The organism is Brevundimonas sp. A19_0 (assembly GCF_017744255.1).
GTDB lineage: Bacteria > Pseudomonadota > Alphaproteobacteria > Caulobacterales > Caulobacteraceae > Brevundimonas.
In genome coordinates, this window is sequence record NZ_JAGHQP010000005.1 from 65,917 (window position 1) to 85,521 (window position 19,605).

At 68.9% G+C, this 19,605-nt stretch carries 20 protein-coding genes; 10 read left to right on the plus strand and 10 right to left on the minus strand.

From position 1 onward, the window contains the following. Positions 1 to 11: 11 nt before the first annotated feature. From rlmH to J7346_RS07070, 5 genes are all read left to right on the plus strand, one after another. Positions 12 to 476 (plus strand): 23S rRNA (pseudouridine(1915)-N(3))-methyltransferase RlmH, encoded by a 465-nt coding sequence (rlmH, locus tag J7346_RS07050; RefSeq protein WP_209119145.1) that lies wholly within the window; start codon positions 12 to 14, stop codon positions 474 to 476. Positions 477 to 481: 5 nt separating this feature from the next. Next, positions 482 to 1,555: a peptidoglycan DD-metalloendopeptidase family protein gene (locus J7346_RS07055; RefSeq protein ID WP_209119147.1), complete on the plus strand. Its 1,074-nt coding sequence runs from the start codon at positions 482 to 484 to the stop codon at positions 1,553 to 1,555. A 137-nt stretch (positions 1,556 to 1,692) separates the two neighbouring features. Further along, complete coding sequence (locus J7346_RS07060) at positions 1,693 to 3,057, plus strand: S41 family peptidase (protein WP_209119149.1); 1,365 nt, start codon at positions 1,693 to 1,695, stop codon at positions 3,055 to 3,057. A gap of 125 nt (positions 3,058 to 3,182) precedes the next feature. Further along, positions 3,183 to 4,382: a divergent polysaccharide deacetylase family protein gene (locus tag J7346_RS07065; protein WP_209119150.1), complete on the plus strand. Its 1,200-nt coding sequence runs from the start codon at positions 3,183 to 3,185 to the stop codon at positions 4,380 to 4,382. 7 nt (positions 4,383 to 4,389) lie between these two features. Next, positions 4,390 to 4,872 (plus strand): RNA pyrophosphohydrolase, encoded by a 483-nt coding sequence (locus J7346_RS07070; RefSeq protein WP_348521468.1) that lies wholly within the window; start codon positions 4,390 to 4,392, stop codon positions 4,870 to 4,872. On the opposite strand, the gene J7346_RS07075 is transcribed toward J7346_RS07070, so the two are convergent. The 8 genes from J7346_RS07075 to J7346_RS07110 form a co-directional block, all read right to left on the minus strand. Then, complete coding sequence (locus J7346_RS07075) at positions 4,830 to 5,105, minus strand: DUF1272 domain-containing protein (protein WP_209119154.1); 276 nt, start codon at positions 5,103 to 5,105, stop codon at positions 4,830 to 4,832. The two genes, J7346_RS07070 and J7346_RS07075, sit on opposite strands and share 43 nt — an antisense overlap. Before the next feature lie 42 nt (positions 5,106 to 5,147). After that, the gene (locus tag J7346_RS07080; RefSeq protein ID WP_209119156.1) at positions 5,148 to 5,990 is read right to left on the minus strand and encodes a hypothetical protein; all 843 of its coding nucleotides are present in this window, start codon (positions 5,988 to 5,990) and stop codon (positions 5,148 to 5,150) included. Continuing rightward, positions 5,987 to 6,532: a hypothetical protein gene (locus tag J7346_RS07085; RefSeq protein ID WP_209119158.1), complete on the minus strand. Its 546-nt coding sequence runs from the start codon at positions 6,530 to 6,532 to the stop codon at positions 5,987 to 5,989. Before J7346_RS07085 ends, J7346_RS07080 begins: the two co-directional genes overlap by 4 nt. 61 nt (positions 6,533 to 6,593) lie before the next feature. Then, positions 6,594 to 6,863, minus strand: a complete 270-nt coding sequence (locus tag J7346_RS07090; protein ID WP_209119160.1) for an ATP synthase F1 subunit epsilon — start codon at positions 6,861 to 6,863, stop codon at positions 6,594 to 6,596. Between the two features lie 2 nt (positions 6,864 to 6,865). Further along, entirely contained in the window at positions 6,866 to 8,431 is a 1,566-nt protein-coding gene (gene atpD / locus J7346_RS07095; RefSeq protein ID WP_209119162.1) for a F0F1 ATP synthase subunit beta, read from the minus strand. A gap of 37 nt (positions 8,432 to 8,468) precedes the next feature. Continuing rightward, a complete protein-coding gene (locus J7346_RS07100) occupies positions 8,469 to 9,347 on the minus strand; it encodes a F0F1 ATP synthase subunit gamma (protein ID WP_209119164.1) in 879 nt (292 codons plus the stop codon). Positions 9,348 to 9,381: 34 nt separating this feature from the next. Then, positions 9,382 to 10,917: a F0F1 ATP synthase subunit alpha gene (atpA, locus tag J7346_RS07105; protein ID WP_209119166.1), complete on the minus strand. Its 1,536-nt coding sequence runs from the start codon at positions 10,915 to 10,917 to the stop codon at positions 9,382 to 9,384. A gap of 75 nt (positions 10,918 to 10,992) precedes the next feature. After that, positions 10,993 to 11,550 (minus strand): F0F1 ATP synthase subunit delta, encoded by a 558-nt coding sequence (locus J7346_RS07110; RefSeq protein ID WP_209119168.1) that lies wholly within the window; start codon positions 11,548 to 11,550, stop codon positions 10,993 to 10,995. 251 nt (positions 11,551 to 11,801) lie between these two features. Between J7346_RS07110 and J7346_RS07115 the strand changes: the two genes are divergently transcribed. Beyond that, a complete protein-coding gene (locus J7346_RS07115) occupies positions 11,802 to 12,659 on the plus strand; it encodes a TerC family protein (RefSeq protein ID WP_209119170.1) in 858 nt (285 codons plus the stop codon). On the opposite strand, the gene J7346_RS07120 is transcribed toward J7346_RS07115, so the two are convergent. After that, positions 12,656 to 14,824, minus strand: coding sequence for a primosomal protein N' (locus tag J7346_RS07120; protein WP_209119172.1), 2,169 nt, complete (start codon positions 14,822 to 14,824; stop codon positions 12,656 to 12,658). The two genes, J7346_RS07115 and J7346_RS07120, sit on opposite strands and share 4 nt — an antisense overlap. A 30-nt stretch (positions 14,825 to 14,854) precedes the next feature. On the opposite strand from J7346_RS07120, the gene fsa reads away from it, so the two are divergent. The 4 genes from fsa to J7346_RS07140 are packed head-to-tail and all read left to right on the plus strand — an operon-like array spanning position 14,855 to position 18,166. Continuing rightward, complete coding sequence (fsa, locus tag J7346_RS07125) at positions 14,855 to 15,508, plus strand: fructose-6-phosphate aldolase (protein WP_209119173.1); 654 nt, start codon at positions 14,855 to 14,857, stop codon at positions 15,506 to 15,508. A gap of 46 nt (positions 15,509 to 15,554) precedes the next feature. After that, positions 15,555 to 16,262 carry a DUF484 family protein gene (locus tag J7346_RS07130; protein WP_348521469.1) on the plus strand — a complete coding sequence of 236 codons (708 nt, stop codon included), beginning with the start codon at positions 15,555 to 15,557 and terminating at the stop codon, positions 16,260 to 16,262. After that, positions 16,244 to 17,179 carry a tyrosine recombinase XerC gene (locus J7346_RS07135; RefSeq protein ID WP_209119176.1) on the plus strand — a complete coding sequence of 312 codons (936 nt, stop codon included), beginning with the start codon at positions 16,244 to 16,246 and terminating at the stop codon, positions 17,177 to 17,179. The genes J7346_RS07130 and J7346_RS07135 overlap by 19 nt, the downstream gene beginning before the upstream one ends. A 48-nt stretch (positions 17,180 to 17,227) precedes the next feature. After that, positions 17,228 to 18,166: a retroviral-like aspartic protease family protein gene (locus J7346_RS07140; RefSeq protein WP_209119178.1), complete on the plus strand. Its 939-nt coding sequence runs from the start codon at positions 17,228 to 17,230 to the stop codon at positions 18,164 to 18,166. Here the strand turns inward: J7346_RS07140 and lpdA are convergent. Then, the gene (lpdA, locus tag J7346_RS07145; RefSeq protein ID WP_209119180.1) at positions 18,163 to 19,581 is read right to left on the minus strand and encodes a dihydrolipoyl dehydrogenase; all 1,419 of its coding nucleotides are present in this window, start codon (positions 19,579 to 19,581) and stop codon (positions 18,163 to 18,165) included. The genes J7346_RS07140 and lpdA overlap by 4 nt on opposite strands. Positions 19,582 to 19,605 lie beyond the last annotated feature (24 nt).

Consider the following 19,605-nt stretch of genomic DNA (forward strand, 5'->3'; position numbering starts at 1 on the left):
GGACGGCCTTCGTGAAACTCTCGATCGTCGCCATTGGCCGCGCGGGGCGGGGTCCCGAAGCTGAACTCGCCAGCGACTATGCCGAACGCGTGGGTCGCACCGGCCGGGCGATCGGCCTCGGCCCCTGTGATCTGGTGGATCTCGAACCGAAAAAGTCGGGCCCGATACCCGAGGCCGCAGCGTTGCTGGCGGCCACGGCCGGGGCGCGCCTGATCGCCTGTGACGAGCGCGGGCGGACCTTCTCGTCCCGGGCCTTCGCCGAGCTGATCCGCGACATCCGCGACGGCGGAGAGCGCCATCTGGCCTTTGTCATCGGTGGCGCCGACGGTCTGGACGCCAGCGTGCGGGACGCGGCCTCGATGACCCTGGCCTTCGGGCCCCAGACCTGGCCCCACGCCCTGGCCCGCGCCATGCTGGCCGAGCAGATCTACCGGGCGACCTCCCTGCTGGCCGGCACCCCCTATCATCGGGACTGAGGGCGATGTGGCGCGCCCTCCTCATCGTCCTGCTGGCCTGCGGTCTGGTCGGGGGGCCGGTCTCGGGCCAGACCCCGACCCGTGCCGATCCGGAAGCCGTCGCCCAGCTTCAGGCCCGCTATCGCGACGCGGTCATCCGCTCGCGGCGGCTGGAGGCCGATGTTGCCGCACTGGATCGTCGCATTGCCTCGACCGAAGCCGCCCTGGCTCGCCAGCCGGTCGAGGGCGACCTGACCGTCCAGCTCCAGCGCCGCCAGCTGGATGCAGCGGGTCGGCTCGAGGCCCGGGCCCTCGAGGACCTGGCCCTCGCCCGGGGGCCGCTGGCACGGGTGCTGGGCGCGCTCCAGACCCTGACCCGGCACCCGCCGCCGCCGCTGCTCGTCTCCTCAGACGAGGCGGTCGACACGGTGCGCGCCGCTGTCCTGATGCAGGCGCTGGTCGCGCCGCTTGAGGCCCAGGTGGAAAAGGCCGACCGGCGCCGCGATGCCGTGGTCGCGGAACGCCGGGCCCTGGCCCTTAAAAGCGAGCAACTGTTCGTCAGCGAAAGCCAGACCGGCGACCGTCGCGCCAGTCTGGATGCGCGCCTGTCCGCGGATCGCGCGCGGCGGGCCAGTCTTCGGGCCGAGGCGGCCCGGGCTGGCCGCGAGGCAAGGGCACTGGAAGCCCGGCTGCGGTCCTCGGGCGCCAGCGTCCCGACCGTCGCCGTCAACCAGGCACCGGCCCTGCGCCTGCCCGCCGGCCGCGACAGCCTGATGGCGCCCGTCGAAGGGGCGCCGGTCGAGCGGTTCGGGCGCGGATCGACCGGCTGGCAATGGCGGGCCGCGGGCCAGCCCGTGGTCGCGCCCCTGTCCGCCGAGGTCATCCATGCGGGTCCGCTGGAAGGCTGGGGTCAGGTGGTCATTCTGGATGCCGGGCCCGGCTGGCGGGTCGTGCTGTCGGGGCTGGGCGCGCTGGACGTCGCTACCGGTCAGCGCGTCGAGACAGGCCAGCGGCTGGGGCAGGGCAGCGAGGCCCTGCCGGTCCTGCTGGAACTGCGCCGCGAGGAACTGCCGGTCGATCCCTCGCCCTGGCTGGACTAGGCCCGGCCCGGTGACACAGATTTTATATCCCGGCTGGGGTTTCGCCTCGATTTGGTCCCGGGTTCCACTATTTGATAAGGCCCATGTCGGACGCTCGGGTCCCTTCCCGTCGTCACCGCCAAAGGAAAGACGAACGTATGCGTAAACTGCTGCTTGTCGGATGTGCGGCCCTGGCTCTGGGTGGCGGCGCTGCGGCCATGGCCCAGAACGCCCGCAACAACTCGACCTTCGAGGCCATCCAGCTGTTCGGCGACGTCATGGCGGTGGTCAAGCAGGCCTATGTGGTCCCGGTCGACGACAAGAAGCTGGTCGAGGCGGCCCTGAGCGGCATGATGACGGCGCTCGACCCCCACTCCAGCTATCTGGCGCCGGCGGGCTTCGGCGAGCTGCGCGAGCGCACCGAGGGACAGTATTCCGGCGTCGGCCTGACCATTTCGGCAGAGGGGGGCTTCGTGAAGGTCATCTCGCCGATGGACGGCGGTCCCGCTGCCCGGGCCGGGGTCCAGGCGGGCGATGTCATCTCTTCGATCGAGGGCATGACCGCAGCCGGCCTGTCGGTGTCGGAAGTGTCCGAGAAACTGCGCGGGGCGGCGGGCACGGACGTCCGCGTCACCTTCCTGCGCGACGGCGCCGACCCGCTCGAGGTCACCCTGACGCGCGAGATCATCAAGATCGAGTCCGTGACGGGCCGGGTCGAGGGCGATTTCGGCTATGTCCGTATCTCGACCTTCAACGAGAACACCGGCCGCGAGCTGAACGAGGTCATGGCCCGCCTGCAGGGCGAGAACCCGAACATCAAGGGCTATGTGCTGGACCTGCGCAATAACGGCGGCGGCCTGCTGACGGCGGCCATCGCCGTGTCGGACGCCTTCCTCGAGCGCGGCGAGATCGTCAGCCAGCGTGGCCGTCGCCCCGAGCAGATCGAGCGCTATTCGGCCCGTCCCGGTGATCTGGCCAACGGCCTTCCGGTCGTCGTGCTGGTCAACTACGGCTCGGCCTCGGCGTCGGAAATCGTCGCTGGCGCGCTCAAGGATCACCAGCGCGCGACCATCGTCGGCCTGACCAGCTTCGGCAAGGGATCGGTCCAGACCGTCATCCCGATGCGCGGCGGACAGGACGGGGCCGTGTCGATCACCACGGCGCGCTACTACACCCCGTCGGGCGCCTCCATCCAGAAGATCGGCATCGAGCCGGATCTGGAAGTCTCGCGCTCCTTCGCCGAGGCGGGCATCGTCGCCCGATCGAACTTCATCTATTCCGAGGCGGCCTATTCGACCGCGCTGGACGCCTCGATCGGCGCCGAGCGCAAGGGCCCCCACGTGCCGGTCGAGGCGCCGGGCGAGGACTATCCCGACGACAAGGACTATCAGCTGGAGCGTGCCTTTGACGTGCTGCGTGCCGGTGGGGACCTGACCGAACTGGCCGCGGCTCCCGAGGGGATCGTCGTCACGCCGCCGGGCACCGAACCCGCCCAGATGGCGGCCACCTCCACCCCGGAATAGGGCAAGGGTCCACGATCCCGTCATGGTGAATCGGGCGTTAGGCTTTCTTAACCGGCGCCCGGCATCATGGGGCAAGGTGGCCTGAACCGCGTTCGCGGGCCGGGCCGTGATGCCGACCGGGTCCGATGTCTGAGTCCAGTTTCGCCAAACGCCAGTCGCGTCTTGCCCGCCGGGCCGGCACACCGCCGCCGCGGATGGATTTCGCCGCCGTGCGCAAGCGGGCCATCGCCTTCTTCCGTCGTCCGCCGGTGGCCGTCGCCTCGGCCGGGCTGCTGGTGCTGCTGAGCGCCGGGCTGTTCGTCGCGGTGCTGGGCGACCCCCGGGCGGGCCTGCCGTCCGCCCGTGTCGACCTCAAGCGCGAGGCGGCCGTGGAGCGCGTGCCGACCGGCATGGAGGCCTTTACCCTCGGTGCCGACGCGGCCTGGCTGGATCTGGGCGCCGACCCCGACACGCTCGGCACCGAGGCCGTCATCACCCTGCCCGACGGCGCCAGCGTCTCAGGCTCGGGCGAGGGCATCACCGCCCCGCGTCTGGCCGCCACCTCGCCCCTGCCGCGCGCCCCCATCGACGGCCTGAGCCGCCCGGGACCCGCCGGCCCGCTGCCGGTCATCTCCGCCGACGGACGCACCCCGGCCGAGGCCTATGCCCGTCCGTTCCGGGCGAACGGCAAGCCGCGCGTGGCCCTGATCGTCGGTGGCCTCGGCCTGAACGCCACGACCACCCGCGCCGCGATCGAACGCCTGCCCCCGGAAATCACCCTCAGCTTCGTCCCCTATGCCGACGACCTCCAGGCCTGGATCGACCTGGCCCGCGCGCACGGCCACGAGGTGATGATCGAAATCCCGATGGAGCCGACCGGCTATCCCGACAACGATCCGGGCCCCTACACCCTGCTGGCGGACGGCGGCCCCGACGATGTCGCCAGCAAGCTGCCCTGGCTGCTGGGCCGGGCCAGCGGCTATTTCGGGGTGACCAACTATCTGGGCGACCGCTTCATGACGTCCGACGCGGCGTTCGGCAGCATGCTGGGCACGCTGCGCACCCACGGTCTGGCCTTCATCGACGACGGCCAGGCACGCCGCCGGCCCGGCGCCTGGTCGCGCGCCAGTGCCGACCGGGTGATCGACGAGACCCAGACTCCTGTCGCCATCATGGGCCAGCTGAATGCGATCGAGGCCATGGCCAAGCAGCGCGGCGATGCGCTCGGCACCGGCTTCAGCTATCCGGTGACGGTCGAGGCCGTGGCCCGCTGGGCGGCCGGGCTTGAGGCCCGTGGCCTGCAGCTGGCGCCGGCCAGCGCCATGACCCGCCGGCCGGGGCGCTAGGCAGCGGGTGAGCGTGCGCGACCTGTCCCTCTATCGGCCCAATGTCGGTGTCGTCCTGTTCAACGCGGAAGGCCTTGTCTGGCTTGGCCGCCGCATCGGGACGCCCGATCCCTGGAACTGGCAGTTCCCGCAAGGGGGCGTCGACAAGGGCGAGGACCTCGAGGCCGCCGCCCGCCGCGAACTGTTCGAGGAAACCGGAGTCCGCTCGGTTGAGTGGCTGGGCCAGACCGACGACTGGCTGACCTATGACTTCCCGCCCGAAATCCTGAACGGCCCCATGAAGCGCCGGGGCAACATCGGCCAGAAGCAGATGTGGTTCGCCTACCGGTTCACGGGACAGGATGCGGAGGTCGACCTGACGGCCCATGGCGAGCAGGAGTTCGACGCCTGGCGCTGGGCCGACCTGTCCGAAGCGCCCGGCCTGATCGTGCCCTTCAAGCGCGCCGTCTATGAAGAGGTCTGCGCCGCGTTCGCCCGGTTCGCCGCCTGACAGCCCTGCGGCTTCAGCACGCGTTTTGTCGACGCCGGGTATTTGGCCATCAGCCGCGCTGGTCGGATCGGGCGTGGGACGAAGCCGCCGCCGCAGTTCGGGCACACGCCCTTCAGCGGTCCATCCACGCAATCTGCGCAAAACGTGCATTCGAAGGTGCAGATGCGGGCCGCCGCATTGTCAAACGGCAAGTCCCGGTCGCAGCATTCACAGTTGGGTCTGAGCTGGAGCACGTGATTTTCAATCCTCTCCTCGTGGGGGAGCGGGCGTGAGCATCAAGTGTCGGGATCGACCATCAGGCCCCGCTGGGGGTCCTCACCCGGTACGACATTGATGATCATATCGAGCCACGCCCCGTCCCGGTCGGGGTCCTCGCCGATCACCCGGCTCACCACCATGGTCAGCCGCTGATCCGGATCTCCGCCATAATAGCGTTGCGCCGAGAGCCCGCCGCCCTCCACGGGCGCGCCTGCCTTGTGCCAGCCCTCGGCCTCAAGCTGCGCAATCACCGCATCGCCCTCCGGTCCGTGGCCATAAAGCTGAATCTGGCAAGTCGGATGGTGGAAGCTGACAAAGGCAACGACGCCATGACGGTCACTCAGACGGTCCGCGATGATGGCGGTGAAGCCCAGGGAGCTGAACGACGGCGCCCGCAGCATCTCGGGCAGAGGAAAGAACTGCGCCGGCGATCCGGGCGCATAGCCAGCGTCAAACGCAGCCTGCCTCAGCCCATCCATAGAATAGGGTGCGTCGCTGAAAAACCAGCCGCAGAAGTCCTCGATCCCGTTACGGATGGCCGCTTCGACGCTGACGGGCGGCGGCGGGTCGGGGCGCTCGACCGGTGGCCGGGTGTCCTGGCTCCGGTCGCGCAGGGCATCTTCCGCCCCGGCGATGACGGCGGCAGCGACCGCCTCTTCGGGTGTCACGAGGGCGGCCCGGGGGCAGGATCGGGGAATGTGGATCACCTGACCCCCGCCGCCGGGCCCTACGCCGGGCTGATAGATCGCCATCGCCGGGCGGCAGCCCTGGGCGTCCAGAGCCGGTTCTCCCAACGCGGTGCAGCCGCCAAGCGCGGCGAGCAGGGAGAGGCCGGCGACGCCAGCAAAGATCCGGCTCATGGCGTCTCAGGCCCGTAGGTCACCGCCCGCATGCCCTCGGACGCGCTGGGATCGTCGAAAAAGGCGACCGAGGAGGTGGGCGTGGCGTACAGATTGCGCACACCCTCGTACGAGCGAGGATAGCGCACCCGGGCGTAGATTTCTCCGGACCCGCCCGGCACGAGGCTGATTTCCGCACTGGTCAGGGTGGGGTCCTCCGAGCGGACGAAGTGGTGCGCGCGGCCGAAACGGTCCAGATAAAGGTCTCCCGACGCAGGAAGCCTGGCCAGCAGGCTCTCGCCCTGAGTCCTGGCCCGCCGATCCCGGCGCGACGTAGACCCGGAAAGGGCTGCCTTGATCGCGTCCGCGACCTGGCCGCAGAAGCGTTCGGATTGCACATGCAGTCTCAAGTCCGGCTGACCGTCCCACGACAGAAGGAACCAGTCGACAGGTGCGGGCGGCTGTGGCGGTTCTGCGACGCAGCGTGGCGCGTCCTGTCCGGCAGCCGCCGGAACCGGCAGGACCGTCATGAGAGCAAGGATCAGGGCACCTGAAATGCGCAATGGCCGCCTCCTTCCGGAAGCGGCCATAAGGCTTCTTCAGACGAAACGCGTCAAGCGGGAATCAGCCCGCCGCCACTTCCGAGGCGCGCTCGGCCAGGATGGTCAGGCCGGCCGGGGTCACGTCGGCAAAGCCGCCCTCGACCTCGAACTGGCGACGGCTGTTGCCGTCCAGCACGGTGACGGTGCCTTCGCGCAGGGCCGTCATGAAGGGCGCGTGGTCGGCCAGCACGCCGAAGTCACCCTCGACGCCGGGCGCGTCCACCTGGTCCACGAGGCCTGAAAAGACCTCGCGTTCCGGCGAGACGAGGGAGAAGGAGAGCTTGCCGGCCATGATTACGCGGCTTCCGCGGCCAGCTTCTGGGCCTTCTCGACGGCTTCCTCGATGTTGCCGACCATGTAGAAGGCGGCTTCGGGCAGGTGATCGTATTCACCGGCGACGATGCCCTTGAAGCTGCGGATGGTGTCTTCCAGCGACACGAACTTTCCGGGCGAGCCGGTGAACTGTTCGGCCACGAAGAAGGGCTGCGACAGGAAGCGCTGGATCTTGCGGGCGCGGGCCACGACCAGCTTGTCCTCTTCCGACAGCTCGTCCATGCCCAGGATGGCGATGATGTCCTTCAGGGCCTTGTACTGCTGCAGGACTTCCTGAACCGAACGCGCGACCTGATAGTGCTCCTCGCCGATCACCAGCGGGTCCATGATCCGGCTGGTCGAGTCCAGCGGGTCCACGGCCGGGAAGATGGCCTGGGCGGCGATGTCGCGCGACAGCACGGTGGTCGCGTCCAGGTGGGCGAAGGAGGTCGCGGGCGCCGGGTCGGTCAGGTCGTCGGCGGGCACGTAGATGGCCTGGACCGAGGTGATCGAGCCCTTCTTGGTCGAGGTGATGCGCTCCTGCAGGTTGCCCATCTCGGTGGCCAGCGTCGGCTGATAGCCCACGGCCGACGGGATACGGCCCAGCAGGGCGGACACTTCCGAACCGGCTTGGGTGAAGCGGAAGATGTTGTCGACGAACAGCAGCACGTCCTTGCCTTCCTCGTCGCGGAAGTACTCGGCCTGGGCCAGACCGGTCAGGGCGACGCGGGCGCGGGCACCGGGGGGCTCGTTCATCTGGCCGTAGACCAGGGCGCACTTGGAGCCTTCGGTCGAGCCGTTGTTCTTGGTCGGGTCGACGTTCACGTTCGACTCGATCATCTCGTGGTACAGGTCGTTGCCTTCACGGGTACGCTCACCCACGCCGGCCAGAACCGAATAACCGCCGTACGCCTTGGCGATGTTGTTGATCAGCTCCTGCATGGTCACGGTCTTGCCGACGCCGGCGCCGCCGAACAGGCCGATCTTGCCGCCCTTGGTGTAGGGGCACATCAGGTCGATGACCTTGATGCCCGTGACCAGGATTTCCGAGCTGGTCGACTGATCCTCGAAGCTGGGGGCTTCGCGGTGGATCGGGCGGTACATGGTGGTCTGGATCGGACCCTGCTCGTCGATCGGCGCGCCGACGACGTTCATGATGCGGCCCAGAGTGCCCGGGCCGACCGGGGCCTGGATCGAACCACCGGTGTCGCTCACCGGCTGGCCGCGGGTAAGGCCCTCGGTGGTGTCCATGGCGATGGTACGGACCATGTTCTCACCCAGGTGCTGGGCGACTTCCAGGACCAGGGTGAAGGGCTCACCCGTCTTCTGGTCGACGTTCTGGGTTTCCAGCGCGTTCAGGATCCCCGGCAGATGGCCTTCGAACTCAACGTCCACGACGGCGCCGATGACCTGGGCGATCTTGCCCGTGGCGGCAGCGGTCGAGGTCTGCGGGGCGGCCTTGGAGGCAGCGGCGCGCGGGGCGGCCGGCTTCTTCGTGGCGGGGGCCTTCTTGGCGGCGGGCTTCTTGGGGGCGGTGGTGTCGGTCATGGGTCGGTCCGTGTCGGAAGGGGCGTTCAGGGGCGGATCAGAGGGCTTCCGCGCCCGCGATGATCTCGATCAGTTCGGTGGTGATCTGGGCCTGGCGTTTGCGGTTGTACTGCAGGGTCAGGCTGTTGATCAGGTCGCCGGCGTTGCGCGTGGCATTGTCCATGGCGCCCATCTGGGCCCCGAAGAAGCTGGCCTGGTTCTCGTACAGCGCGGCCAGGATCTGGGTGGTGATGTTGCGCGGCAGGAGGGTCTCGAGGATTTCCTCCTCGGACGGCTCATACTCATAGACGGCGCCGTTCAGATTGACCGGCGGCGCATCCTCGGCAACCTCGGCCGGGATCAGCTTCTTGGGCGTCGGCACCTGGCTGATGACCGACTGGAAGCGGCTGTAGAACAGGGTCACGACGTCGGCGCGTCCGGCCTCGAACTCCTCGGCGATCATGTCGGCGATGGGCTCGGCGGCGGGCAGGCCGATGACCTTGTGGTCGCTCATCTCGAAGGTATGGACCAGCTTGTCGCCGTACAGACGGGCCAGGCCGTCCCGCGACTTACGGCCAACGGCGATGATGCGCACATCCTTGCCACCCTTGATCAGGGTGTTGATGCGCTCGCGCGCGGCGCGGATGACGTTCGAGTTGAACCCGCCGGCCAGACCCTTGTCACCGGTGGCGACGACGATCAGGTGCTTCTGCTCGGCGCCGGTGCCGGCCAGCAGCTTCGGCGCGTCGTCACCCGACACGCCGGCCGCCAGATTGGCGATCACCGAGGCCATCTTCTGCGCATAGGGACGGGCACTCTCGGCCTGGTCCTGGGCACGCTTCAGCTTGGCCGCCGCGACCATGTTCAGGGCTTTCGTGATCTTCTGCGTGGACTTCACGCTTCCGATCCGATTGCGCATTTCCTTGAGGCTGGCCATTCGGCGTTCCTCTAGCTCCTAGCTGTGGCGGCGATCAGGCGAAGGTCTTGGCGAAGGATTCGATGGCGTCCTTCAGTTCGGCTTCCAGCTCCGGCGACAGGGCCTTCTTGGTGCGGATGGCGTCCAGAATGCCGGCGTGCTTGGAATGCATGCGCGCCAGCAGCTCGCGCTCGAAGCGACCGACGTCCGACACGGCGATACCGTCCAGATAGCCGCGCGTACCGGCATAGATGGAGACGACCTGCTCCTCGACCGCCAGCGGCGAGTATTGCGGCTGCTTCAGCAGCTCGGTCAGGCGCGCACCGCGGGCCAGCAGCTTCTGGGTCGAGGCGTCGAGGTCCGAACCGAACTTGGCGAAGGCCGCCATTTCCCGGTACTGGGCCAGCTCGCCCTTGATGGACCCGGCCACCTGCTTCATCGCCTTGATCTGGGCCGAGGAGCCCACGCGCGACACCGAGATGCCGACGTTCACGGCCGGGCGGATGCCCTGGTAGAACAGGTCCGATTCCAGGAAGATCTGGCCATCGGTGATGGAGATCACGTTCGTCGGGATGTAGGCCGACACGTCGTTCGCCTGGGTTTCGATGATCGGCAGGGCGGTCATCGAGCCCGAGCCGTAGTCGCCGTTCAGCTTGGCCGAACGCTCCAGCAGGCGGCTGTGCAGATAGAAGACGTCGCCCGGATAGGCTTCACGGCCCGGCGGACGGCGCAGCAGCAGCGACATCTGGCGATAGGCGACGGCCTGCTTCGACAGGTCATCGTAAACGATCAGGGCGTGCATGCCGTTGTCGCGGAAGAACTCGCCCATGGCGGTACCGGCGAACGGCGCCAGGAACTGCAGCGGGGCCGGCTCGGACGCCGTGGCGGCCACGACGATGGTGTAGTCCAGGGCGCCGCGCTCCTCGAGCGTCTTCACGATCTGGGCGACGGTCGAACGCTTCTGGCCGATGGCGACGTAGATGCAGTAGAGCTTCTCGCCTTCCGACGCCGCGTTGGCGTTGACGTTCTTCTGGTTGAGGATGGTGTCGACGGCCACCGCGGTCTTGCCGACCTGACGGTCACCGATGATCAGCTCGCGCTGGCCACGGCCGACCGGGATCAGGGTGTCGATGGCCTTGAGGCCGGTCTGCATCGGCTCGTGCACCGACTTGCGGGGGATGATGCCCGGGGCCTTCACGTCCACGCGGCGACGCTCGGTGAACTGGATCGGGCCCTTGCCGTCGATCGGCTCGCCCAGCGGGTTCACGACGCGGCCCAGCAGACCCTTGCCGACCGGCACGTCCACGATCTCGCCCAGGCGGCGAACCTCGTCGCCCTCGGCGATTTCATTGTCCTGGCCGAAGATAACCGCGCCGACGTTGTCGACTTCCAGGTTCAGGGCCATGCCCTTCACGCCGGCCTTGGGGAATTCGATCATCTCGCCGGCCTGGACATTGTCCAGACCGTGGATGCGGGCGATGCCGTCACCGACCGACAGCACCTGGCCGACGTCCGAAACATCGGCTTCCACGCCGAAAGCGGCGATCTGCGACTTGAGGATGGCCGAAATCTCGGCGGCGCGGATGTCCATTGGGGGGCTCTTCTTGGCTTAGCGTTCAGTCGTGAGGGGCGGGCAATCAGTAGGCGGGGCGGTGGGCTGTTCGGCCTATCCGGCCCGCTTGAGGGCGAATTTCATCTGGTCCAGCTTGGTCTTCAGCGAGGCGTCGTACAGACGCGAGCCCACCTTGACCTTCAGTCCGCCCAGCAGCGACGGATCGACGCGGGCTTCAAGTTCGGGGTCCTTGCCGAGCGCCTTGCGCAGCGAGGCCTTGATGGCGTTCATCTGGGCCGCGTCCAGCGGCGCGGCCGAAACGACCTCGGCCGACACCAGTCCGGTGCGGATGGCATACAGTTTGTCGAAGCCCGCGATCACGGCCGTCAGGTCAGCCGAGCGGCCGTTCTGGGCCAGCAGGCCGAGGAATTTGCGGGTCAGGCCGTTGAAGCCGGCCTTGTCGGCGATGGCGGTCAGGCCCTTGACCTGGTCTTCATCGCTGATCACCGGCGATGTGGCCAGGCGGCGCAGGTCCGCGCTCTCGCCCCAGGCCTTGCGCAGCGACTTCAGGTCGGCGCGAACGGCATCCAGCGCCTGACCTTCGTCAGCGAGGTCAAAAAGGGCCTGCGCGTAGCGTGCGCCGACAGTCGTAGTCCTGAAATCGTCAGCCACTCGTCAAGGTCCGCGATCAAAAAGCGTTTGGGTCGCAACCGGCGGTGACGGATCACCCCGATCAAAGGCTCGAAATGCTTGAAGAAAGCACAACGGGGCCCCGTCTTTCGACAGAGGTCCCGGTTCAGCCGGGCGCCTGATAGCACGGGCCTTTCCCCCCCGCAACCGAGGCGGTGCGCCACACACTGACGCCTTGTCGCAGCCGGGCGAGCCTCTATAGATCGCCTGTACCCATCAACCGGATCTTGTTCATGCTCGACAGCATTACGCCCCTTCTCTCGGACCCTGCGGCCTGGGCGGCCCTCGTGACCCTGATCGTCATGGAGGTGGTGCTGGGGATCGACAATCTGATCTTCATCTCGATCCTGTCGAACAAGCTGCCCGAACATCAGCGGTCGCGCGTGCGCCGGATCGGCATCGGTCTGGCCCTGGTCATGCGACTGGGCCTGCTGTCGATCATCGCCTGGCTGGTCGGTCTGGTTCAGCCGGTCATCACGGTGTTCGGCAATGAGTTCTCGTGGAAGGACCTCATCCTGATCGCGGGCGGCCTGTTCCTGATGTGGAAGGCGACCAAGGAAATCCACCACACGGTTGACCCGGCCCCCAGCCACGACATGCTGGACAAGAAGGGCAACGCCAAGGACGTCGTCATCTCGAACGCCGGCGCCGCCATCTTCCAGATCATCCTGCTGGACCTGGTCTTCTCGATCGACTCCATCCTGACCGCGGTCGGCATGACCGAGCACCTGCCCATCATGGTCGTGGCCGTGCTGGTGGCGGTCACCGTCATGCTGCTGGCCGCCGATCCGCTGGCCAACTTCATCAACAAGAACCCGACGGTCGTTATGCTGGCGCTGGGCTTCCTGCTGATGATCGGCATGGTGCTGATCGCCGACGGCTTCGGCTTCCATGTGCCCAAGGGCTACATCTATGCGGCCATGGCCTTCTCGGCCGGGGTCGAGGCGCTGAACATGCTGTCGCGGGGCTCCGAGGCCAAACGCTCTGCGGCCGAGGATGCCGCCCGCGCCCGGGCCGAGGCGACCGCTGCCGAACAGCGCGCCGTCGTTGCCGAGGCCCGTGCCGCCGCCGAGGCGGACCGCAAGAGCTAGAGGAAGCTGTAGGGGTCGACGTCGACCGCCAGCCTCACCGAGGACGGCAGTTTCACGCGCGACAGCCACGCTCTGAGAAAGGCCTGGATGTCGACATCCCGGTCGGCCCGGACCAGCAGGCGCTTCCGGCGGCGACCCCGCACCAGCGCCAGCGGCGCATCGGCCGGGCCATAGACCTCCAGCCGCTCGGCATTGGGGATGGCTCCGGCCAGCAGCTGGGCGGCCTTTTCGACGGCATCCGCCTTGTCGCCCGACAGGATCAGCGCCGCCAGCCGCCCGAACGGGGGCAGGGCGGCCATCCGGCGCTCTTCGGATTCGGTCGCAAGGAAGCTGTCCCGGTCCCCCGCCGCCAGCGCCTGCAGCACCGGATGCTCGGGCGTCCAGGTCTGCAGCAGGGCGCGGCCCGGCCGCTCGGCCCGTCCGGCCCGGCCCGTGGCCTGCATCAGCAGCTGGAAGGTGCGCTCGGCGGCGCGCAGGTCACCGCCTCTCAGCCCCAGATCGGCATCGACCACACCGACGAGGGTGAGGTTGGGAAAGTTGTGCCCCTTGGCCGCCGCCTGGGTGGCCACCAGAATGTCGATCTCGCCCCGCTCCATCGCCTCGACCAGTTCGCGGGCCGACCGCCCGTCCGGCGTGGTGTCGGACGAGAAGATGGCCGTACGCGCGTCGGGGAACAGGCTGCGGACCTCCTCCTCGACACGTTCGACCCCGGGGCCGACCGGCACCAGACTGTCCTTCGCTCCGCACGACGGACAGGTCTCGGGCTTGGGCATGGAAAAGCCGGTCAGGTGACAGACCAGCCGCCCGGTATAGCGGTGTTCGACCAGCCAGGAATCCGTGTCCGGCGCCGTCATCCGGTGTCCGCAGGCCCGGCACAGCACCACCGGCGCATAGCCCCGCCGGTTCAAGAACAGCAGGGTCTGCTCGCCCCGCTCCAGTGTTTCGGCCATGGCGGTGCGCAAGGGCGGGCTCAGCCAGGTCTGCGGCTCGGGCGGATCGGCGCGCAGGTCCACGAGCGCGATGTCGGGCAGCACCGCCGTTCCGTGTCGCGCCGTCAGCCTCAGTTCGCGGTACCGCCCCTGTCGCGCATTGCCGAGGGTCTCCAGCGACGGCGTGGCCGAGGCCAGCACCACGGCGGCGCTCTCGAACCGGGCCCGCGCCACGGCCAGATCCCGCCCCTGATAGATCAGGCCGTCTTCCTGCTTGTACGAGGCGTCGTGCTCCTCATCGACGACCAGCAGCCGCAGGTTCGGAAACGGCAGGAACAGGGCCGAGCGCGCACCCACCACGATCCGGCAATCGCCTGCGGCCACTGCATCCCAGACCTGTCGCCGTCGCGGTCCCGTCAGACCTGAATGCCATTCCGCCGGCGCCGCCCCGAACCGCGCGGCGATCCGCGAAATCACCGCCTGGGTCAGGGCGATCTCGGGCAGCAGGATCAGCACCTGGGCGTCAGGCTGGACCTCCAGCAACTGTCCCACGGCTTCCAGATAGGCCTCGGTCTTGCCCGAGCCCGTCACCCCGTCCAGCAGGAAGGCGGCGAACTGTCCGGCCACCGCCGCCTCGCCGATCTGCCGCGAGGCCTCGGCCTGATCCGGGTTCAGACTGACCGGGGCATGGTGCGGGTCGGGGGCGGGGAAGGGGGCCGCGCGCTCCGCCGGCCGGACCGTGATCACCCCCTCGTCCACCAATCCCTTGACCACCCCGGCCGATACGCCGGCCATGCGGCCCAGTTCCGCGGCGCTGGACACCGCCGGCCCGTCGTCGAGCGCCTGCAGCACGGCCGCCCGCGAGGGGGTCAGCCGCACGGGCGCCTTTCCGGCCACGCGGATCAACTGCATGGGCGGCTTCGGCGGCGCATGCCGCAGGGCCTTCAGCGCCAGGGCCGCCATCTCGCCGGGCGGCGACAGGGTCCAGCGCGCGGCCCACTCCAGAAAGTCCAGCGTCGCCGGGGGCAGGGGCGACAGGTCCAGCACGCCTGCCACCGGCTTCAGCCGCCGGTTGGTGGCCGGAACCTCCCGGACCTCGGACACCACGCCCGTGATCCGGCGCGGCCCCAGCGGCACGGTCACCAGCTGGCCGCGCGCCACGGCCATGTCGTCGGGCACGACATAGTCAAAGGCCTCGTCGACCGGCAGGGGAATCAGGACCGAGGCGACTTTCACCGCCCGACCCACTGGTCTAGAACCGCCCACATGAAACTGTTTCTCGATACCGCCGACGTCGCCGTCATCAAGGACATGCTGCCCACGGGCATGGTCGATGGCGTCACCACCAATCCGTCCCTGATCGCAAAGTCGGGTCGCAACATCGCTGAGGTCATTGCCGAGATTTGCGCCCTCGTCGAGGGGCCCATTTCGGCCGAGGCCGTCGCGACCGACTTCGAGACCATGGTCAAGGAGGGTGAGAAGCTGGCCGGCATCGCCTCCAATGTGGTGGTCAAACTGCCGCTGACCTGGGATGGCCTCCGCGCCACGCGGGCCTTTGCGGACAAGGGCATCCGCACCAATGTGACCCTCTGCTTCTCGGCGGCCCAGGCCATGCTGGCGGCCAAGGCCGGCGCCAGCTTCATCTCGCCCTTCGTGGGTCGCCTTGAGGACCACGGCGCCGACGGCATCGGCCTGCTCGAGGAAATCCGCACCCTCTATGACATCCACGGATTCGAGACCGAGGTGCTGGCCGCCTCGCTGCGCAACCCCCGCCACGTCTCGGCGGCGGCGCTTGCGGGGGCCGATGCGGCGACCCTGCCGGCCGACACCTTCAAGGCGCTGGTCAAGCACCCGTTAACCGACAAGGGGCTTGATGCCTTCCTGGCCGACTGGGGCAAGACCGGCCAGAGCATTCTGTAAGACGGCGCGTCGCCTTGCCCGGCCGGCGCGCCAACCGGGGCCGACCGTGACCGAGACCGCCGACCTGTTCGACGACGCTGCCGATGACGAGGGCCTGCGCTGGCCCGAGGTCCGCGCCTGGCTGCAGGGGCATGCCGAAACCGTGGCGGGCGATCGCGCCCTGCTGCAGGAACTGGGTCTGCGCCCGCATGGCCCCAATGTCGTGGACTTCGGCGCGGCCGCCCTGTCGCGGGTCGAGGCCGTCGCCGCGCGCGAGGCCGGGGCCCGCAAGGCAATTGAGGCCGTCGCCCGCGCCAATTTCGCCGCCCAGGCCCAGACCCACGTCGCCGTCCTCGACCTGATGGAGGCCCGCAACCCCTCCGATCTGGCGCGCCGTCTGGATGCCGCGGCCCAGGCCCGCTTCGGACTGGCCGGTGCCTCGATCGTTCTCGAAAAGCCCGGCGGCATCCCCTTCGGCTGGCGCGCGCTCGAGCCCGGCGGCGTCGACGGCCTGCTGGGCCGCAATGGCCTGCACCGGCTGGGCATGGGCGGCCAGGGACTGGGCCTGTTCGGGGCCGCCGAGGACGAGGTCCGCTCGATCGCCCTTGTCCGCATGGCCCCGCACGTCGGACCGAACGGGGCGGCGCGTCCGGCGCTCTGCGCCTTCGGCTCGCCCGATCCCGAGGGCTTCACCCCCGACATGGGCTGCGAACTGGCGGCCTTCCTGACCCGGGTGATCGAGCGCATGGCCGAGCGATGGCCGATCCTCAGCTGACCGCGCCCGCCGGGGCGGCCCTCGACGCCTGGCTGCACCATCTCGCGCACGAGCGCCGCCTGTCGCCCCGCACGCTGGAGGCCTATGGCCATGCCGGGCGGCGCTATCTGGCCTTCCTGTCCGGCCATTTCGGTGGAGAGGTTCGCATTGCAGATCTGGGACGGGTTCGTGCCTCGGACCTGCGCGCCCATCTGGCCGAGCGCCGATCAGGTCCGCATCCCCTGTCAGGCCGCTCGCTCAGTCAGGCCCTGTCGGCCATCCGCGCCTTTCACGGCTTTCTGGAGCGCCGCCTGGGGGTTGAGGCGCCCGAGCTGGCCCTCGTCCGGGGCCCCCGCATCAAGGCCACCCTGCCACGCGCGCTCAAGGTCGATCAGGCGCTCGACCTGATGACGGCCACCGGTGACGATCCCGAAATCCCGCCGTGGGAGGCCGCCCGCGACCGGGCTGTGCTGATGCTGCTGTACGGCTGTGGACTGCGGATTTCCGAGGCCCTCGGCCTGACTGATGCCGATGTCCCCCTGGGCGAGACCCTGCGCATCACCGGCAAGGGGTCCAAGACCCGCATCGTGCCCGTCCTGCCCCCGGTAGCCGAGGCCGTCGCCGCCTATCGTCATCTTCGGCCATGGACCGAGGGCCCCGACCGCGCCCTGTTCCTCGCCCGACGCGGCGGCAAGCTCAGCCCCCGTCAGGTGCAGGCGGCCGTCCAGACCCTGCGCCGCCGCCTCGGCCTGCCCGAGAGCACCACGCCCCACGCGCTCCGCCACAGCTTCGCCACCCACCTGCTGGGCGCTGGAGCGGACCTGCGCAGCCTGCAGGACCTGCTGGGCCACGCCAGCCTGTCGACCACCCAGAAATACACCGCCGTCGATGCCGCCCGCCTGATGGGTGTCTATTCATCCGCCCACCCGAGGGGGTAGGGTCCCGGCCAGCCCGGCGTCAGATCGGGCGAGCACAGGGAGGCAAGGGTGACCGGTCTGGATCGGCGGACCCTGATCGTGTCGGCGGCAGGGCTGGCGTTGGCGGGTCCCGCACGCGCGGCGCAGGATCCCGAACCCCGGCTGCTGACCAACATCCTGACGCGGGTGGCGGCCGAGGTCGAGCTGAACAGGCGTGGCCGCTATCCGCTGGTGCTGGACACCGGCGCGGGCCGGACTGTGCTGGCCGATACGGTCGCGCGCGAGCTCGCCCTGCCGGAAGGGCCGCCGGTTCTGGTCCACGCCATCACCTCGGCCGAGGTCCTGCCGACCGTGCGGCTGGCGCACCTCGATTTCGCAGGCCGCAGGATCAATGATCTGATCTGCCCGGTGGTCAGCCGCGAGTTGCTGGCCGCCGATGGCCTGCTGGGGCTGGATGTCCTGTCGCGCTACCGGATCAGCCTCGATCTGGCCCGGCGGCGGGTCTCGATGCGGCCGTCCGGCACCGATGTGTTCGAGGGCAGTCCCGCCTTTGCCTCGCCGTCACGCCTGACCCGCGAGGGGGTGCGCGCCGAGATCGGGCGGTTCGGCCAGCTGATCCTGCCGACAGCGCGCGCCGGCGGGGTGAACCTGTCGGCCTTCATCGACACCGGCGCCCAGTATTCAATCGGTAATCTGGCTTTGCTGGACGCGCTCAGCGCCGGGCGCGCCCAACAGCCGGGTCGCGATATCGAGGTCTATGGCGTCACCGGTCAGGTCCTGACCGCCCGCGAACGCGAGGTGCAGGGACTGGAGATCGCCAATCGCGACCTCGGCCCCACGACCCTGTTGTTCGCCGATCTGCACGCCTTTGAGGCGCTGGACCTGATCGCCGCCCCGGCCCTGCTGATCGGGGCTGACATCCTCTACCGTTTCCGGCGGGTCGAACTGGATTACGGCCGCAGACGCATGACCCTGAGCGGGCTCAGGCCGCCGCTGTCCGTTCGCTAGGACTGCATCGTCCAGCCTTCCACGCCCATGGCCGCCTGACGGACGGCTTCCGAGCGGGTCGGGTGGGCGTGACAGGTGCGGGCGATGTCCTCCGACGATCCGCCGAACGCCATGCACATGGCGGCCTCGTGGATCATCTCACCGGCCTGCGGGCCCAGGATGTGGACGCCCAGCACCTTGTCGGTTTCGGCGTCCGCCAGCACCTTGGCATAGCCATCAGTCTCGTGGTTGATCTTGGCGCGGCTGTTGGCGGTGAACGGGAATTTCCCGACCTTGTAGGCGACGCCCGCGGCCTTCAGCTGGTCCTCGGTCTGGCCGATCCAGGCCACTTCCGGGCTGGTGTAGACCACGCCCGGCACCAGATTGTAGTCCACGTGCCCGGCCTTGCCGGCGATGGTCTCGATGGCCGCGACCGCGTCCTCCTCGGCCTTGTGGGCCAGCATCGGGCCGTGGGTCACATCGCCGATCACCCAGATGCCGTCGGTGCCGGTCCTGAAGTGGTCGTTGTCGAGGAAGCCGCGCTTGTCGGTCGACAGGCCGACCGTTTCCAGGCCCAGACCTTCGGTGTAGGGGCGCCGCCCGATGGCGACCAGCACCACATCGCCCTTGAGAGTCTCGGCCTCGCCGCCCTTGGCCGGTTCCACCGTCAGCTCGACGCCGGACTTCGAGGTCTTGGCACCCGTGACCTTGGCGCCCAGCTTGAACTTCATGCCCTGCTTGGTCAGCACGCGCTGGAAGGCAGTGGCGACATCGCTGTCCACGCCCGGGGTGATGCGGTCCAGATATTCCACCACGGTCACCTCGGCGCCCAGACGCCGCCAGACCGAGCCCAGCTCCAGGCCGATGATCCCGGCGCCGACCACGATCAGCTTCTCGGGCACCTTGTCGAGCGCCAGCGCCCCGGTGGAGTCGATCACCTTCCCGGCTTCGAAGGCCACGCCGGGCAGGGGGGTGGGCTCCGAACCCGTGGCGATCACCACATTGGCGGTGTTCAGGGTGGTGGTCGTGCCGTCGGCGGCCTCAACCTCGACCACGCCCTTGCCCTTCAGCCGGCCGCGGCCCTTGATCCAGTCGACCTTGTTCTTCTTGAACAGGAATTCGATGCCCTTGGTCAGGGCGGTCACGCTCTCCTGCTTCTGCTTCATCATCTGGTCGAGGTTCAGCTTGGGCGACACCTCGATGCCCAGACCGGCAAACTCGCGCCCGGCCGCCTCATACAGTTCCGAGGCGTGCAGCAGGGCCTTGGAGGGCATGCAGCCGACATTCAGGCAGGTCCCGCCCAGGGTGTCGCGCATCTCGATGCAGGCGGCCTTCAGCCCCAGCTGCCCGGCGCGGATGGCGGCATTATAGCCCCCCGGGCCTCCACCGATGATGACGACGTCATAGGCGGTGTCGGATTGGGATGCCTGGGCCATGGGGTTCCTCGGTCGGGTCAGGGG

Bases quoted from the DNA above. Each gene is read 5' to 3' on its own strand.
- J7346_RS07055 (WP_209119147.1), top strand. From the start codon at position 482: ATGTGGCGCGCCCTCCTCATCGTCCTGCTGGCCTGCGGTCTGGTCGGG.
- J7346_RS07060 (WP_209119149.1), top strand. From the start codon at position 1,693: ATGCGTAAACTGCTGCTTGTCGGATGTGCGGCCCTGGCTCTGGGTGGC.
- J7346_RS07065 (WP_209119150.1), top strand. From the start codon at position 3,183: ATGTCTGAGTCCAGTTTCGCCAAACGCCAGTCGCGTCTTGCCCGCCGG.
- J7346_RS07080 (WP_209119156.1), bottom strand. From the start codon at position 5,990: ATGAGCCGGATCTTTGCTGGCGTCGCCGGCCTCTCCCTGCTCGCCGCG.
- J7346_RS07090 (WP_209119160.1), bottom strand. From the start codon at position 6,863: ATGGCCGGCAAGCTCTCCTTCTCCCTCGTCTCGCCGGAACGCGAGGTC.
- atpD (WP_209119162.1), bottom strand. From the start codon at position 8,431: ATGACCGACACCACCGCCCCCAAGAAGCCCGCCGCCAAGAAGGCCCCC.
- J7346_RS07100 (WP_209119164.1), bottom strand. From the start codon at position 9,347: ATGGCCAGCCTCAAGGAAATGCGCAATCGGATCGGAAGCGTGAAGTCC.
- atpA (WP_209119166.1), bottom strand. From the start codon at position 10,917: ATGGACATCCGCGCCGCCGAGATTTCGGCCATCCTCAAGTCGCAGATC.
- J7346_RS07115 (WP_209119170.1), top strand. From the start codon at position 11,802: ATGCTCGACAGCATTACGCCCCTTCTCTCGGACCCTGCGGCCTGGGCG.
- fsa (WP_209119173.1), top strand. From the start codon at position 14,855: ATGAAACTGTTTCTCGATACCGCCGACGTCGCCGTCATCAAGGACATG.
- J7346_RS07135 (WP_209119176.1), top strand. From the start codon at position 16,244: ATGGCCGATCCTCAGCTGACCGCGCCCGCCGGGGCGGCCCTCGACGCC.
- lpdA (WP_209119180.1), bottom strand. From the start codon at position 19,581: ATGGCCCAGGCATCCCAATCCGACACCGCCTATGACGTCGTCATCATC.